This is a genomic window from Aeromonas sp. MTB (assembly GCF_056632455.1).
The window spans coordinates 4,227,501-4,242,502 of the sequence record NZ_CP147026.1 but is presented as its reverse complement, the minus strand read 5'-3'; the positions used below and the strand labels follow the sequence as shown (position 1 = coordinate 4,242,502).

At 55.9% G+C, this 15,002-nt stretch carries 11 protein-coding genes (1 of these 11 only partly in view); all 11 read left to right on the top strand.

Annotation, left to right across the window (positions count from 1 at the left end):
• The first annotated feature begins 55 nt into the window (after positions 1-55).
• Complete coding sequence (rpoB, locus tag WBR25_RS19395; RefSeq protein WP_005339897.1) at positions 56-4,084, top strand: DNA-directed RNA polymerase subunit beta; 4,029 nt, start codon at positions 56-58, stop codon at positions 4,082-4,084.
• Between the two features lie 91 nt (positions 4,085-4,175).
• Positions 4,176-8,480: a DNA-directed RNA polymerase subunit beta' gene (gene rpoC, locus WBR25_RS19390; RefSeq protein ID WP_005339899.1), complete on the top strand. Its 4,305-nt coding sequence runs from the start codon at positions 4,176-4,178 to the stop codon at positions 8,478-8,480.
• Between the two features lie 194 nt (positions 8,481-8,674).
• The gene (locus tag WBR25_RS19385; protein ID WP_005339902.1) at positions 8,675-9,391 is read left to right on the top strand and encodes a helix-turn-helix transcriptional regulator; all 717 of its coding nucleotides are present in this window, start codon (positions 8,675-8,677) and stop codon (positions 9,389-9,391) included.
• Positions 9,392-9,415: 24 nt separating this feature from the next.
• Positions 9,416-9,796 carry a RidA family protein gene (locus WBR25_RS19380; protein ID WP_005339904.1) on the top strand — a complete coding sequence of 127 codons (381 nt, stop codon included), beginning with the start codon at positions 9,416-9,418 and terminating at the stop codon, positions 9,794-9,796.
• 84 nt (positions 9,797-9,880) lie between these two features.
• Positions 9,881-10,273, top strand: a complete 393-nt coding sequence (gene tusD, locus WBR25_RS19375; protein ID WP_479748984.1) for a sulfurtransferase complex subunit TusD — start codon at positions 9,881-9,883, stop codon at positions 10,271-10,273.
• A gap of 8 nt (positions 10,274-10,281) precedes the next feature.
• Positions 10,282-10,641 (top strand): sulfurtransferase complex subunit TusC, encoded by a 360-nt coding sequence (tusC, locus tag WBR25_RS19370; RefSeq protein WP_005341830.1) that lies wholly within the window; start codon positions 10,282-10,284, stop codon positions 10,639-10,641.
• 7 nt (positions 10,642-10,648) lie between these two features.
• Positions 10,649-10,927, top strand: coding sequence for a sulfurtransferase complex subunit TusB (tusB, locus tag WBR25_RS19365; RefSeq protein ID WP_005339909.1), 279 nt, complete (start codon positions 10,649-10,651; stop codon positions 10,925-10,927).
• A 182-nt stretch (positions 10,928-11,109) separates the two neighbouring features.
• Positions 11,110-11,484 (top strand): 30S ribosomal protein S12, encoded by a 375-nt coding sequence (gene rpsL, locus WBR25_RS19360; RefSeq protein WP_005306278.1) that lies wholly within the window; start codon positions 11,110-11,112, stop codon positions 11,482-11,484.
• Between the two features lie 93 nt (positions 11,485-11,577).
• Positions 11,578-12,048 carry a 30S ribosomal protein S7 gene (gene rpsG / locus WBR25_RS19355; protein WP_005339911.1) on the top strand — a complete coding sequence of 157 codons (471 nt, stop codon included), beginning with the start codon at positions 11,578-11,580 and terminating at the stop codon, positions 12,046-12,048.
• A 75-nt stretch (positions 12,049-12,123) separates the two neighbouring features.
• Entirely contained in the window at positions 12,124-14,229 is a 2,106-nt protein-coding gene (gene fusA / locus WBR25_RS19350) for an elongation factor G (protein ID WP_021229318.1), read from the top strand.
• Between the two features lie 54 nt (positions 14,230-14,283).
• A protein-coding gene (gene tuf / locus WBR25_RS19345; RefSeq protein ID WP_005339879.1) for an elongation factor Tu crosses the window boundary here: on the top strand, positions 14,284-15,002 show its 5' portion. The gene runs 466 nt beyond the window's last position; 719 of the gene's 1,185 nt are visible here — the first part of the coding sequence; it begins with the start codon at positions 14,284-14,286; its stop codon lies beyond the right edge, outside the window.

Sequence of the window (15,002 nt, the reverse complement as noted above, 5' to 3'; positions counted from 1 at the left end):
ACAGAGCTGTCCCGCGGGACAGAGTGGGTCACTTATCAGCGAGCTGAGGAACCCTATGGTTTACTCTTATACCGAAAAAAAACGCATTCGTAAGGACTTCGGTAAGCGAGACCAGGTACTGGACACGCCTTATCTGTTGTCCATTCAGCTGGACTCCTTCAAGCAGTTCATCGAGGCTGACCCGGAAGGTGAATATGGCCTAGAGGCCGCTTTCCGTAGCGTTTTCCCGATCACCAGTTACTCCGGTAGTGCTGAGCTTCAGTATGTCAGCTATCGCCTGGGTGAGCCGGTATTTGACGTAAAAGAATGCCAGATCCGTGGAGTGACCTACTCCGCGCCGCTGCGTGTCAAGCTTCGTATGGTTCTGTACGACCGTGAAGCAGCTGCCGGCACCGTCAAAGACATCAAGGAACAAGAAGTATACATGGGCGAAATTCCGCTCATGACCGAGAACGGCACCTTTGTTATCAATGGTACCGAGCGGGTTATCGTCTCCCAGCTGCACCGCAGCCCGGGCGTCTTCTTCGACCACGATAAAGGCAAAACTCATTCATCCGGTAAGGTACTGTATAACGCTCGCGTTATCCCCTACCGTGGCTCCTGGCTGGACTTCGAGTTTGATGCGAAAGACAACCTGTTTGTCCGTATCGACCGTCGTCGCAAACTGCCAGCATCCATTATTCTGCGCGCCCTGGACTTCACTTCCGAACAAATCCTGGCCACCTTCTTCGAGACCATCGGTTTTGAAGTAAAAGATGGCAAGTTGATGATGGATCTGGTGCCGGAGCGTCTGCGTGGTGAAACTGCGACCTTTGACATCGTGGCCAATGGCGCCGTGGTGGTTGAGACCGGTCGTCGTGTGACTGCGCGTCACATCCGTCAGTTGGAAAAAGATGCCGTTACCCAGATTGAGGTACCGGTTGAGTATGTTGTTGGCAAAGTTGCTGCCAAGGACTACGCACATCCGCAAACTGGCGAGATGGTCGTGACCGCCAACCAGGCGCTGAGCCTGGAAGCGATCGCCAACCTGTCCCAAGCCGGCTTCAAGCATTTCGAGGTTCTGTTCACCAACGAACTGGATCACGGTGCCTACATGTCCGAGACCCTGCGTGTCGACTCCAGCTCCAACCGTTTGGAAGCGCTGGTCGAGATCTATCGCATGATGCGTCCGGGCGAGCCGCCTACTCGCGAAGCTGCAGAACAGCTGTTCGAAAACCTGTTCTTCTCCGCCGAGCGTTACGACCTGTCTACCGTAGGTCGGATGAAGTTCAACCGCCGTCTGGGTCGTGAAGACGAGACTGGCGCGGGCGTACTGACCAAAGACGACATCGTCGATGTGATGAAGCGCCTGATCGACATCCGTAACGGTAACGACGAAGTGGACGATATCGACCACCTGGGTAACCGTCGTATCCGTTCTGTCGGTGAAATGGCTGAAAACCAGTTCCGCGTCGGTCTGGTGCGTGTCGAGCGTGCGGTCAAGGAGCGTCTCTCCCTGGGCGACCTGGACACCCTGATGCCGCAGGATCTGATCAACGCCAAGCCGATCTCCGCCGCAGTCAAAGAGTTCTTTGGTTCCAGCCAGCTGTCCCAGTTTATGGACCAGAACAACCCGCTCTCCGAAGTGACCCACAAGCGTCGTATCTCCGCGCTGGGCCCGGGCGGTTTGACTCGTGAGCGTGCCGGCTTTGAAGTCCGAGACGTACACCCGACTCACTACGGTCGTCTGTGCCCTATCGAGACTCCTGAAGGTCCGAACATCGGTCTGATCAACTCTCTGTCCGTGTACTCTCGTACCAACGAGTACGGTTTCCTCGAGACCCCGTACCGTAAGGTCATTGACGGTGTGATCACCGACGAAGTGGACTACCTGTCTGCTATTGAAGAAGGCAAGTACGTGATCGCACAGGCTAACGCCGCGACCACCGAAGATGGCCGTCTGAAAGATGAATTGATCCCGTGCCGTCACAAAGGTGAATCCACCTTTATGAACGCCGACCAGATCCAGTATATGGACGTGAGCCCGCAGCAGATCGTATCTGTGGCAGCGGCTCTGATCCCGTTCCTGGAACACGATGACGCGAACCGCGCATTGATGGGTTCAAACATGCAACGTCAGGCTGTACCGACTCTGCGTGCTGACAAGCCGCTGGTAGGTACCGGTATGGAACGCGCTGTGGCCGTTGACTCCGGTGTAACCGTAGTGGCCAAGCGTGGTGGCGTAATCGACTATGTCGATGCCTCCCGTATCGTCCTGAAGGTCAATGAAGATGAGCTGATGCCAGGCGAAGCCGGTATCGACATCTACAACCTGACCAAATACACCCGTTCCAACCAGAACACCTGTATCAACCAACGTCCTTGCGTGATGTTGGGTGAGCCGGTCATGGCTGGCGACGTACTGGCTGACGGCCCGTCCACCGACTTGGGTGAACTGGCGCTGGGTCAGAACATGCGCGTCGCGTTCATGCCGTGGAACGGTTACAACTTCGAAGACTCGATCCTGGTGAACGAGCGTGTTGTTCAGGAAGATCGCCTGACCACCATCCATATCCAGGAACTGGCCTGTATCTCCCGTGACACCAAGCTGGGTCCGGAAGAGATCACTGCTGACATCCCGAACGTGGGTGAAGCCGCTCTGTCCAAGCTGGACGAGTCCGGTATCGTCTACGTGGGTGCCGAAGTGAAGGGCGGCGACATTCTGGTCGGTAAGGTAACCCCGAAAGGTGAAACCCAGCTGACGCCGGAAGAGAAGCTGCTGCGCGCCATCTTCGGTGAGAAGGCGTCCGATGTGAAGGACTCCTCCCTGCGTGTGCCGAACGGTGTGTACGGTACCGTGGTTGACGTGCAAGTCTTTACCCGCGATGGCGTGGAAAAAGACAAGCGCGCCAAAGAAATCGAAGAGATGCAGCTGAAGGAAGCGAAGAAGGACTTGACCGAAGAGTTCAAGATCCTGGAAGACGGCATTTTCGGCCGCTCCCGCAACCTGCTGCTGGCCGCCGGTTACAGCGAAGATCGTCTGAACAAGCTCGATCGCTCCAAGTGGTTTGAACTGGCCATCGAAGATGAAGGCAAGCAGACCGAACTGGAACAGATCGCTGAACAGCACGTTGAGCTGAAAGCCGAGTTCGACAAGAAATTCGAGAACAAGCGTCGCAAGATTATCCAGGGTGATGATCTGGCACCGGGCGTACTGAAAATCGTCAAGGTTTATCTGGCAGTCAAGCGTCGCATCCAGCCGGGTGACAAGATGGCGGGCCGTCACGGTAACAAGGGTGTTATCTCCAAGATCTGTCCGGTCGAGGATATGCCTCATGACGAGTTCGGCCGTCCGGTCGACATCGTACTGAACCCGTTGGGCGTACCATCCCGTATGAACATCGGTCAGATCCTCGAAGTGCACCTGGGCCTTGCGGCCAAGGGTATCGGCGAGAAGATCGATCGCATGGTCAAAGAGCAGCGTGAGCTGCACGAGATGCGCAACTTCCTGCAACAGGTCTATGACCTGGGCGAGAAGGACACCCAGCAAGTGAACATCGCCGAACTGTCTGATGACGACGTACGTACCCTGGTGGGTAACCTGCGTAAGGGTCTGCCGGTTGCTACTCCAGTGTTTGATGGTGCCAAAGAGCGCGAAATCAAAGCCCTGCTGAAGCTGGCCGATCTGCCGGAATCCGGTCAGATTGATCTGTTCGATGGCCGTACCGGTAACCGCTTCGAGCGTAAAGTAACCGTTGGTTACATGTACATGCTCAAGCTGAACCACTTGGTCGACGACAAGATGCACGCGCGTTCTACCGGTTCTTACAGCCTGGTTACCCAGCAGCCGCTGGGTGGTAAGGCTCAGTTCGGTGGTCAGCGTTTCGGTGAGATGGAAGTGTGGGCCCTGGAGGCTTACGGTGCGGCATATACCCTGCAGGAAATGCTGACCGTCAAGTCTGACGATGTGAATGGCCGTACCAAGATGTATAAGAACATCGTGGATGGCGACCACCGTATGGAGCCGGGCATGCCCGAATCCTTCAACGTATTGCTGAAGGAAATCCGCTCTCTGGGTATCAACATCGAGCTGGACGAAGAGTAAGAGCTCGCTCTTATTGTTCGAGAATTGACGTGGGCGCCCCGCTGTTTTGGCAGCCGGGGCGCCGAGGTTAGACTCCTGACAGGGGAAACACGTGAAAGACTTACTCAAGTTTTTGAAGGCTCAGACCAAGACCGAAGAGTTTGACAGTATCAAGATCGGTCTGGCCTCTCCTGACATGATCCGCTCCTGGTCATTCGGTGAGGTCAAAAAGCCTGAGACCATCAACTACCGGACTTTCAAGCCGGAGCGTGATGGTCTGTTCTGCGCCCGTATCTTCGGACCGGTGAAGGACTACGAGTGTCTGTGCGGCAAGTACAAGCGCCTGAAACACCGTGGTGTGATCTGTGAGAAGTGCGGCGTTGAAGTGACCCAGACCAAGGTCCGTCGTGAGCGTATGGGCCACATCGAGCTGGCCAGCCCGACTGCCCACATCTGGTTCCTGAAGTCCCTGCCGTCCCGTATCGGTCTGCTGCTGGACATGACCCTGCGCGACATCGAGCGCGTGCTCTACTTCGAATCTTTCGTCGTAATCGAGCCGGGCATGACCAACCTCGAACGCAGCCAGATGCTCTCTGAAGAGCAGTACCTGGATGCGCTGGAAGAGTGGGGCGACGAATTTGACGCCAAGATGGGGGCCGAAGCAATCCTGGCATTGCTGCGCGCTATCGATCTGGAAGGTGAAGTCAAAACCATGCGTGAGGAGCTGGATCAAACCAACTCCGAGACCAAGCGCAAGAAGACCACCAAGCGTCTGAAGCTGATGGAAGCTTTCCTGCAGTCCGGCAACAAGCCGGAGTGGATGATCATGACAGTGCTGCCTGTGCTGCCGCCGGACCTGCGTCCGCTGGTACCGCTGGACGGCGGCCGTTTCGCGACTTCCGATCTGAACGATCTGTACCGTCGCGTGATCAACCGTAACAACCGCTTGAAGCGTCTGCTGGATCTGGCTGCTCCGGACATCATCGTGCGCAACGAAAAGCGCATGCTGCAAGAGTCCGTCGATGCGCTGCTGGATAACGGCCGTCGCGGTCGTGCCATCACCGGTTCCAACAAGCGCCCGCTGAAATCCCTGGCCGACATGATCAAGGGTAAGCAGGGTCGTTTCCGTCAGAACCTGCTCGGTAAACGTGTCGACTACTCCGGTCGTTCCGTTATCACCGTAGGCCCGACTCTGCGTCTGCATCAGTGCGGTCTGCCGAAGAAGATGGCGCTGGAACTGTTCAAGCCGTTCATCTATGGCAAGCTGGAAACCCGCGGTCTGGCGACCACTATCAAGGCCGCCAAGAAGATGGTGGAGCGCGAGGAAGCTGTCGTTTGGGATATCCTGGACGAAGTGATCCGCGAGCACCCGGTTCTGCTGAACCGTGCACCGACTCTGCACCGTCTGGGTATCCAGGCATTCGAACCGACTCTGGTCGAAGGCAAGGCAATCCAGCTGCACCCGCTGGTTTGTGCTGCGTATAACGCGGACTTCGATGGTGACCAGATGGCGGTCCACGTACCGCTGACCCTGGAAGCCCAGCTGGAAGCGCGTGCGCTGATGATGTCTACCAACAACATCCTGTCGCCTGCCTCCGGTGAGCCGATCATCGTTCCTTCTCAGGACGTGGTCTTGGGTCTGTACTACATGACCCGTGCCCGTATCAACGCCAAAGGCGAAGGTATGGTGCTGGCCGGCCCGAAAGAAGCCGAGAAAGTATATCGCGCCGGTCTGGCCGATCTGCATGCTCGTGTGAAAGTACGCATTACCGAATACCTACGTCAGGAAGACGGTTCTCTGCGTGAACACACCGAGATGAAGAACACCACCGTTGGTCGTGCGATCCTGAGCCTGATCCTGCCGAAAGGCATGGAATACGCCCTGATCGACGAGCCGAAGGTGCTGACTGCTGCAGAACAGGCTGATCTGGATGCCAATCCGCAGAACTGGATCAAGTGCGTATCCAACAAGGCGCTGGGCAAAAAGCTCATCTCCCGTCTGCTGAACACCTGCTATCGCAAGCAGGGCCTGAAGGACACCGTTATCTTCGCTGACCAGCTGATGTATACCGGTTTCCACTACGCGGCCCTGTCCGGTGCTTCCGTTGGTATCGATGACATGGTCATCCCGGATGCCAAGAAAGACATCATCGCAGCAGCCGAAGCCGAAGTTGCCGAGATCCAGGACCAGTTCCTGTCAGGTCTGGTAACTGCGGGCGAGCGTTACAACAAGGTTATCGATATCTGGGCCAGCGCCAACGAGCGTGTCTCCAAGGCCATGATGGAGAACTTGTCCAAAGAGCGTAACGTCAACTCGCTGGGTGAAGAAGAAGAGCAGGCCTCGTTCAACAGCATCTTTATGATGGCCGACTCTGGTGCGCGTGGTTCCGCCGCCCAGATCCGTCAGCTGGCCGGTATGCGTGGCCTGATGGCCAAGCCCGATGGCTCCATCATCGAGACCCCGATCATCGCGAACTTCCGCGAAGGTCTGAACGTACTGCAGTACTTTATCTCTACCCACGGTGCTCGTAAGGGTCTGGCGGATACTGCACTGAAGACTGCGAACTCCGGTTACCTGACTCGTCGTCTGGTAGACGTGGCGCAGGACATGGTGATCACCGAGGACGATTGCGGCACTACCGACGGTCTGTGGATGACTCCGCTGATCGAGGGTGGCGACGTGGTCGAGCCGCTGCGTGAGCGCGTGCTGGGTCGTGTGGTGGCAGAAGATGTCATCAAGCCGGGTACCGAGGACGAGATCCTGGTTGCTCGCAACACCCTGCTCGACGAGCAGCTGTGTGACCTGCTGGAACGCAACTCCGTTGACCGTGTGAAGGTGCGTTCTGCCATCACCTGTGAAACTGACTTCGGTAACTGTGCTCACTGCTACGGCCGTGATCTGGCCCGTGGTCACCTGGTTAACAAGGGTGAGGCTGTCGGTGTTATCGCCGCCCAGTCCATCGGTGAACCGGGTACCCAGCTGACGATGCGTACTTTCCACATCGGTGGTGCTGCATCTCGTGCCGCTGCTGAAAGCAGCATCCAGGTCAAGAACACCGGTACCATCAAGCTGCAGAACGCCAAGTTCGTTCACAACAGCGATGACAAACTGGTTATCACCTCACGTTCTACCGAACTGACCATCATGGACGACATGGGCCGTACCAAGGAAAGCCACAAGCTGCCTTACGGTTCCGTGCTGGAAGTGAAGGACGGCCAGGCCGTGAGCGCTGGCGAGACCGTTGCCAACTGGGATCCGCACACCCACCCGATCATCACCGAAGTGGCAGGTCGCCTGCAGTTCGAACACATGATCGATGGCGTGACCATCACTCGTCAGACCGACGAGCTGACCGGTCTCTCTTCTATCGTTGTTCTGGACGTCAACGAGCGTCCGAGCGCCGGTAAAGAGATGCGTCCGACCGTGAAACTGGTCGACCTGAACGGCAAAGACGTGATGATCCCGGGTACCGATGTAGCCGCCCAGTACTTCCTGCCGGGCAAGGCGATCGTGAACCTGGAAGATGGTGCCAACGTGGGCGTGGGTGACGCGGTAGCGCGTATCCCGCAAGAGTCCGGCGGTACCAAGGACATCACCGGTGGTCTGCCGCGTGTTGCGGATCTGTTCGAAGCACGTCAACCGAAGGAACCGGCAATTCTGGCCGAGATCTCCGGTACCATCTCCTTCGGGAAAGAGACCAAGGGCAAGCGCCGTCTGGTCATCACCCCGACCGATGGTGGCAACGTCTACGAAGAGATGATTCCGAAGTGGCGTAACCTGAACGTGTTCGAAGGTGAAAAAGTTGAGAAGGGTGAAGTGCTGGCGGACGGTCCCGAGTCTGCTCACGACATCCTGCGTCTGCGCGGTATCAGCCCGGTCGCCAACTACATCGCCAACGAAGTGCAGGACGTTTACCGTCTGCAAGGCGTTAAGATCAACGACAAGCACATCGAAGTCATCGTTCGTCAGATGCTGCGCAAGTGCGAGATCCTGAGCGCTGGCGATACCGATCTGATCGAAGGCGAACAGGTTGAAGTTGCTCGTGTGAAGATTGCCAACCGTAAGCTGGTTGCCGAGGGCAAGACCCCTGCGACCTACCGTCATGTTCTGATGGGTATTACCAAGGCATCTCTGAGCACCGAGTCCTTCATCTCCGCGGCTTCCTTCCAGGAAACCACTCGCGTTCTGACCGAAGCCGCCGTAGGTGGCAAGCGTGATGAACTGCGTGGTCTGAAAGAGAACGTCATCGTGGGTCGTCTGATCCCGGCTGGTACCGGCTTTGCCTACCACCATAGCCGGATCAACCAGCGTGCTGCCGCAGCTCGTGCTGTTGGTACCCCGCAGGTGACCGCTGATGAAGCGGAGCAGAACCTGGCGGATCTGCTGAACGCAGCCGGTAGCTTCGACGAAGAGTAACTCGTCATCCGTGATTAAAAAGGGCTCCTTCAAGGAGCCCTTTTTGTTGGCCAATTCCTCGGCAAAGGTAGACGCAGCGCGGGTTTCAGGATGATCCAGAGCAAAGTTGTAGAGTAAAAAATCAAAAAAAGTTGACTTTACTCCCCTGCAATTTAAAACTCGGGAAAGTTGAATGGTTATTACAGGGGTAGAACATGACTGTCGGTATCGAGGAAGCCATGCTTCCCGAAGAACAGCTGATCAGCCGCACTTTTACAGATGAAGACAGGGAATTGTTGCGCTCATACGATGGGCTCATCGATGGTTTGGCCGAGCTGTTCGGCAAGCATTGTGAAGTGGTACTCCACTCCCTGGAAAATCTGCACGAGTCGGTGATCAAGATCGCCAACGGCTTCAATACCGGACGCACCCTCGGGGCGCCCATCACCGATCTCGCCCTGCGCATGCTCAAGGACATCGAGAGCACCGGCCAGGATTACACCCAGAGCTATTTCGCTCGCAGCCGTACCGGCGCGCTGATGAAGTCGAGCACCATCGCCATTCGCAACAGCGAGCGGCAAGTTGTGGGGCTTATCTGCATCAACCTGCACATCAATGCGCCTTTCCACGAGTTCGTTGCCGAATTTTTCCCGACGCCCCAGCAGGCGGCGCGCCAGTCACCAGAGACCTTCGCCAACAGCGTGGAAGAGCTGGTTGCCCAGACGGTGGATAACACCATCGACGAGATCAATCGCGATCCCACCGTGGCCAACAATGCCAAGAACCGCTTCATCGTGACCCAGCTGTTCGAGAAGGGCATTTTTGACATCAAGGATTCGATCAATCTGGTGGCGGACAAACTCAATATTTCAAAACATACCGTTTATCTTTACATCCGACAGCGCAAGCAGGGTGAAGACGAGAACGAGTAACTCATTCCAGAAGGGGATAGATGAATGGCTAAAGAAGTGATTGCAACCGACAAGGCGCCTGCCGCGATTGGTCCGTATGTTCAGGCTACCAAGGTTGGCGAGATGATCTTCACCTCCGGGCAGATCCCGCTCGATCCTGCCACCATGGAGATCGTGGCCGGCGGCATCGAAGAGCAGGCCGAGCGGGTGATGAAGAATCTGGTTGCCGTGTTGCACGCTGCGGGTGCCGATGCCAGCAAAGTGGTCAAAACCACCTGCTTCCTGAGCGACATGAACAACTTCGTTGCCTTCAATCAGGTCTATGCCCGCTACTTTGGCGATGCGGCGCCAGCTCGCTCCTGCGTAGAGGTGGCCCGTCTGCCGAAAGATGTGCTAGTCGAAGTTGAGGCTATTGCCCATCTCTGATCAACAGATCGAATCAAGCCCCTCCTGGCAGGGGCTTTTTTGTTTTTGGCGTAAAATGGACCGGGTCAGCACAGGAGCCCTGCTATGAGTCTGAGTTTTGCCATCCTGGTCACGGGGCCTGCCTATGGCTCCCAATCGGCCAGCACCGCCTATCGTTTTGCCCGCACCCTGTTGGCACAGGGGCATACCTTGTCCCACCTGTTTTTCTATCAGGATGGGGTCTGCAACGGCAACGGTCTGCATCTGCCTGCATCCGATGAGACTGACCTGGTGCGTCTGTGGCGAGAGCTGGCAGAAGAGCAGGGGATCCGTATCGACGTCTGTGTCGCCGCCGCCATGCGGCGCGGTGTGCTCGATGAGCAGGAGGCCAAGGGGGCAGGGCAGGTGCACTTCAATCTGCAAGCGCCATTTTGCCTGAGCGGTCTGGGCCAGTTGGCCGAGGCGGCGCTCACCGCCGATCGGCTGGTTCAGTTCTAGGGGGAGTCATGAGCAAGAAAATCGCCTTTATCTGCAGTCGTGGCCCCCATGGCCATGCCGCCGGTCGGGAAGGACTGGATGCCCTGCTGGCCACCTCGGCCATGACCGATGAGCTGGCCCTCTTCCTGATTGGGGACGGCGTGCTGCAACTGCTCAAGGAGCAGCAGCCTGCCGCCATTTTGCAGCGCCACTACGCGCCCACCTTCAAAATGCTGGAACTCTACGACATCGAAGAGGTCTATGTTTGTGCTGACTCGCTGGCAGAGCGTGGCGTGACAGTGGATGATCTGCTGATCCCCGTCGAGAGTCTGCCGCGCCAGGAACTGGCTCGGCGCTGGGCACAGTGTTCGACTCACATCAGCTTTTGAGGTCTCCATGTTGCATCTGATATTGAACTCCCCTTTTCAGAGTCAGGCTCTGGCAGAGGCGCTCTCATACCTTCAGCCCGAGGATGAGCTGGTACTGATGCAGGATGCCGTGATTGCGGCATCGGCTCCCCAGTGGAGCGCGCGGCTGGCGGGTATCCCGCTTTATGTGATGCAGGAAGATCTGCAAGCTCGCGGTTTGCAGCATCGGGTGGGCAATGTGCTCGATATGGCGGGTCTGGTGGCACTGATTGCGCAAAAAGGTTCTCCGCGCACCTGGGGTGGCTGAGAAGCATATTTTCAAGAAAATTCAAGGTGATGTTGTGAAATCAAACGGATCTGAATTGCCCTTTTGTGACGCAAATTGTATAAATCTTGACTCCCCAGACAACAGGGCATAAAATTTCGCGTCCCCGTATCTGCGGGGAGGATTTTCCACACGTTTATGAAGTCATTATCAGGAGCCTTTTGATGGCAACTATTAACCAGTTGGTTCGCAAGCCACGCATCAAGCTCGTTGTGAAAAGCAACGTGCCGGCGCTGGAAGCGTGCCCTCAGAAGCGTGGCGTATGCACTCGTGTATATACCACCACCCCGAAGAAGCCTAACTCTGCACTGCGTAAAGTGTGCCGTGTACGTCTGACCAACGGCTTCGAAGTCACCTCCTACATCGGTGGTGAAGGTCACAACCTGCAAGAGCACTCTGTTGTTCTGATCCGTGGCGGTCGTGTAAAAGACTTGCCAGGTGTTCGTTATCACACCGTTCGTGGTGCGTTGGACTGTGCCGGTGTTAAAGACCGTAAGCAGGCTCGCTCCAAGTATGGCGTGAAGCGTCCTAAAGCTTAATGGTTCTCCGTTAAGTAAGGCCAAACGTTAATTCGTTTCTAGTTAGATAGCTTTCTAGTTTTGGGTAATCCCTGAAGTTACGGAGAATTTGAAATGCCAAGACGTCGTGTTGTTGGTCAGCGTAAAATCCTGCCAGATCCCAAGTTCGGATCAGAGCTGCTGGCTAAATTTGTCAACGTAGTAATGGTTGACGGTAAGAAATCTGTTGCAGAAGCCATTGTTTATGGCGCCCTGGACATCATTGCCACCAAATCTGGCAAAGAGCACCTGGCCGTATTCGAAGAAGCTCTGGATAACATTCGTCCGGCGGTCGAGGTTAAATCTCGTCGCGTCGGTGGTGCAACCTATCAGGTGCCGGTAGAAGTTCGTCCGGTACGTCGCAATGCCCTGGCAATGCGCTGGTTGGTTGATGCCGCTCGTAAACGTGGTGAAAAATCAATGGCTCAGCGTCTGGCTGGCGAGCTGCTGGATGCCGCTGACAATAAGGGTTCGTCTGTCAAGAAACGTGAAGACGTTCACCGTATGGCTGAAGCGAACAAAGCCTTCGCTCACTTCCGCTGGTAATCCGCTTGCGCAGGGTCTTTTGACTCTGCGCACCTTTAATTATCTAGGGACAAGCGCCTTAGTAAGAGGATGACAATGGCTCGTACAACCCCCATTGAGCGTTATCGTAACATCGGTATCTCCGCTCACATTGACGCCGGTAAGACTACTACTACCGAGCGCGTACTGTTTTACACCGGTGTAAGTCACAAGATCGGTGAAGTTCACGATGGCGCTGCCACCATGGACTGGATGGAACAGGAACAAGAGCGTGGTATCACCATCACCTCCGCCGCGACCACCGCTTTCTGGTCCGGTATGGGTAAACAGTTCCAACCGCACCGTATCAACATCATCGATACCCCGGGCCACGTTGACTTTACTATCGAAGTAGAGCGTTCAATGCGTGTTCTGGACGGTGCCGTGATGGTGTACTGTGCCGTAGGTGGCGTACAGCCACAGTCTGAAACCGTATGGCGTCAGGCTAACAAGTACAAGGTTCCCCGTATCGCGTTCGTCAACAAGATGGACCGTACCGGCGCCAACTTCCTGCGCTGCGTTGAGCACATCAAGACCCGTCTGAAAGGTACTCCGGTTCCCCTTCAGCTGAACATCGGCTCTGAAGAGAACTTCAAGGGCGTTGTTGACCTGGTCAAGATGAAAGCCATCAACTGGAATGAAGCTGATCAGGGCGTATCCTTCGATTACGAAGACGTCCCGGCCGAGTTGCTGGAACAGGCGCAAGAAATGCGCATGAATCTGGTTGAAGCCGCTGCTGAAGCGTCTGAAGACCTGATGGAAAAATACCTGGGCGGCGAAGAGCTGACCGAGGAAGAGATCAAAGGTGCTCTGCGTCAGCGCGTGCTGAACAACGAAATCATCCTGGTAACCTGTGGCTCCGCGTTCAAGAACAAGGGTGTACAGGCAATGCTGGATGCCGTGATCGAGTACCTGCCGGCTCCGACCGACGTTGCTGCTATCGACGGCCTGAAAATGGACGGCGAGACCAAAGACGAGCGTCACGCTTCTGATGACGAGCCGTTCTCTGCTCTGGCGTTCAAGATCGCTACCGACCCGTTCGTTGGTAACCTGACCTTCTTCCGTGTCTACTCTGGCGTGATTAACTCCGGTGACACCGTGCTGAACTCCGTCAAGGACAAGCGCGAGCGTTTTGGCCGTATCGTTCAGATGCATGCCAACAAGCGTGAAGAGATCAAAGAAGTACGCGCTGGTGACATTGCTGCTGCTATCGGTCTGAAAGACGTGACCACTGGTGACACCCTGTGTGACCCGAACGCACCGATCATCCTCGAGCGTATGGAATTCCCGGAGCCGGTAATTTCTATCGCTGTTGAGCCGAAAACCAAGGCTGACCAGGAGAAGATGGGTCTGGCACTGGGCCGTCTGGCTCAGGAAGATCCGTCCTTCCGCGTATGGACTGACGAAGAGTCAGGTCAAACCATCATCGCTGGTATGGGTGAGCTGCACCTGGACATCATCGTTGACCGTATGCGTCGCGAGTTCAAGGTTGAAGCCAACGTAGGTAAGCCGCAGGTTGCTTACCGTGAAACCATCCGTACCACTGTTAAAGACATCGAAGGCAAGCATGCCAAGCAGTCTGGTGGTCGCGGTCAGTACGGTCATGTTGTTATCGACATGTACCCGCTGGAAGAAGGCAAAGCCTACGAATTCGTCAACGACATCAAAGGTGGTGTCATTCCTGGTGAATTCATCCCGGGTGTTGATAAAGGTATCCGTGAGCAGCTCAAATCTGGTCCGCTGGCTGGTTACCCGGTTATGGATCTGGGTGTGCGTCTGCACTTCGGTTCTTACCACGATGTCGACTCTTCCGAACTGGCGTTCAAAATCGCTGCTTCCATGGCCTTTAAGGCTGGCTTCATGAAAGCCAACCCGGTTCTGCTCGAACCGATCATGAAAGTAGAAGTTGAAACTCCGGAAGATTACATGGGCGACGTTATCGGTGACCTGAACCGTCGTCGTGGCCTGATCGAAGGTATGGAAGATGGCCCGTCTGGCAAGATCGTACGTGCTCTGGTGCCGCTGGCCGAAATGTTCGGTTATGCAACTGCACTGCGTTCCGCTACCCAGGGTCGTGCTTCCTACGCCATGGAATTCGCCAAGTATCACGATGCACCGACCAACGTTGCACAAGCCGTGATCGAAGAGCGCAAATCCAAGTAATTTAAGATTCCCCGCCTACGACGGTAGGCGGGTTTAACCTAGAAGGACTACGTCGTGTCTAAAGAAAAATTTGAGCGTAATAAACCGCACGTAAACGTCGGCACCATCGGCCACGTTGACCACGGTAAAACCACCCTGACTGCAGCTATCACCAACGTGCTGGCCAAGCACTTCGGTGGTAAAGCTTTCGCCTTCGACCAGATCGACAAGGCACCGGAAGAGCGTGAGCGTGGTATCACCATCAACACCTCCCACGTAGAATACGACACCGCTACCCGTCACTACGCCCACGTAGACTGCCCGGGTCACGCCGACTACGTTAAAAACATGATCACCGGTGCTGCCCAGATGGACGGCGCGATCCTGGTAGTAGCAGCGACTGACGGCCCGATGCCGCAGACTCGTGAGCACATCCTGCTGGGTCGTCAGGTTGGTATCCCGTACATGATCGTGTTCATGAACAAGTGTGACATGGTTGATGACGAAGAGCTGCTCGAACTGGTCGAGATGGAAGTTCGTGAACTGCTGACCGAGTACGACTTCCCGGGTGATGACCTGCCGGTAGTTCGCGGTTCCGCACTGAAAGCGCTGGAAGGCGACGCTCAGTGGGAAGAGAAAATCATCGAGCTGGCTGGCCACCTGGATACCTACATCCCGGAGCCGGAGCGCGCGATTGACCAGCCGTTCCTGATGCCTATCGAAGACGTATTCTCCATCGCTGGCCGTGGTACCGTAGTTACCGGTCGTGTAGAGCGCGGTATCGTTAAAGTAGG

Coding starts and splice junctions, on each gene's coding strand:
- rpoB (WP_005339897.1), top strand. CDS start 56: ATGGTTTACTCTTATACCGAAAAAAAACGCATTCGTAAGGACTTCGGT.
- tusD (WP_479748984.1), top strand. CDS start 9,881: ATGAGTCTGAGTTTTGCCATCCTGGTCACGGGGCCTGCCTATGGCTCC.
- rpsG (WP_005339911.1), top strand. CDS start 11,578: ATGCCAAGACGTCGTGTTGTTGGTCAGCGTAAAATCCTGCCAGATCCC.
- WBR25_RS19385 (WP_005339902.1), top strand. CDS start 8,675: ATGACTGTCGGTATCGAGGAAGCCATGCTTCCCGAAGAACAGCTGATC.
- fusA (WP_021229318.1), top strand. CDS start 12,124: ATGGCTCGTACAACCCCCATTGAGCGTTATCGTAACATCGGTATCTCC.
- WBR25_RS19380 (WP_005339904.1), top strand. CDS start 9,416: ATGGCTAAAGAAGTGATTGCAACCGACAAGGCGCCTGCCGCGATTGGT.
- rpsL (WP_005306278.1), top strand. CDS start 11,110: ATGGCAACTATTAACCAGTTGGTTCGCAAGCCACGCATCAAGCTCGTT.
- tusB (WP_005339909.1), top strand. CDS start 10,649: ATGTTGCATCTGATATTGAACTCCCCTTTTCAGAGTCAGGCTCTGGCA.
- tusC (WP_005341830.1), top strand. CDS start 10,282: ATGAGCAAGAAAATCGCCTTTATCTGCAGTCGTGGCCCCCATGGCCAT.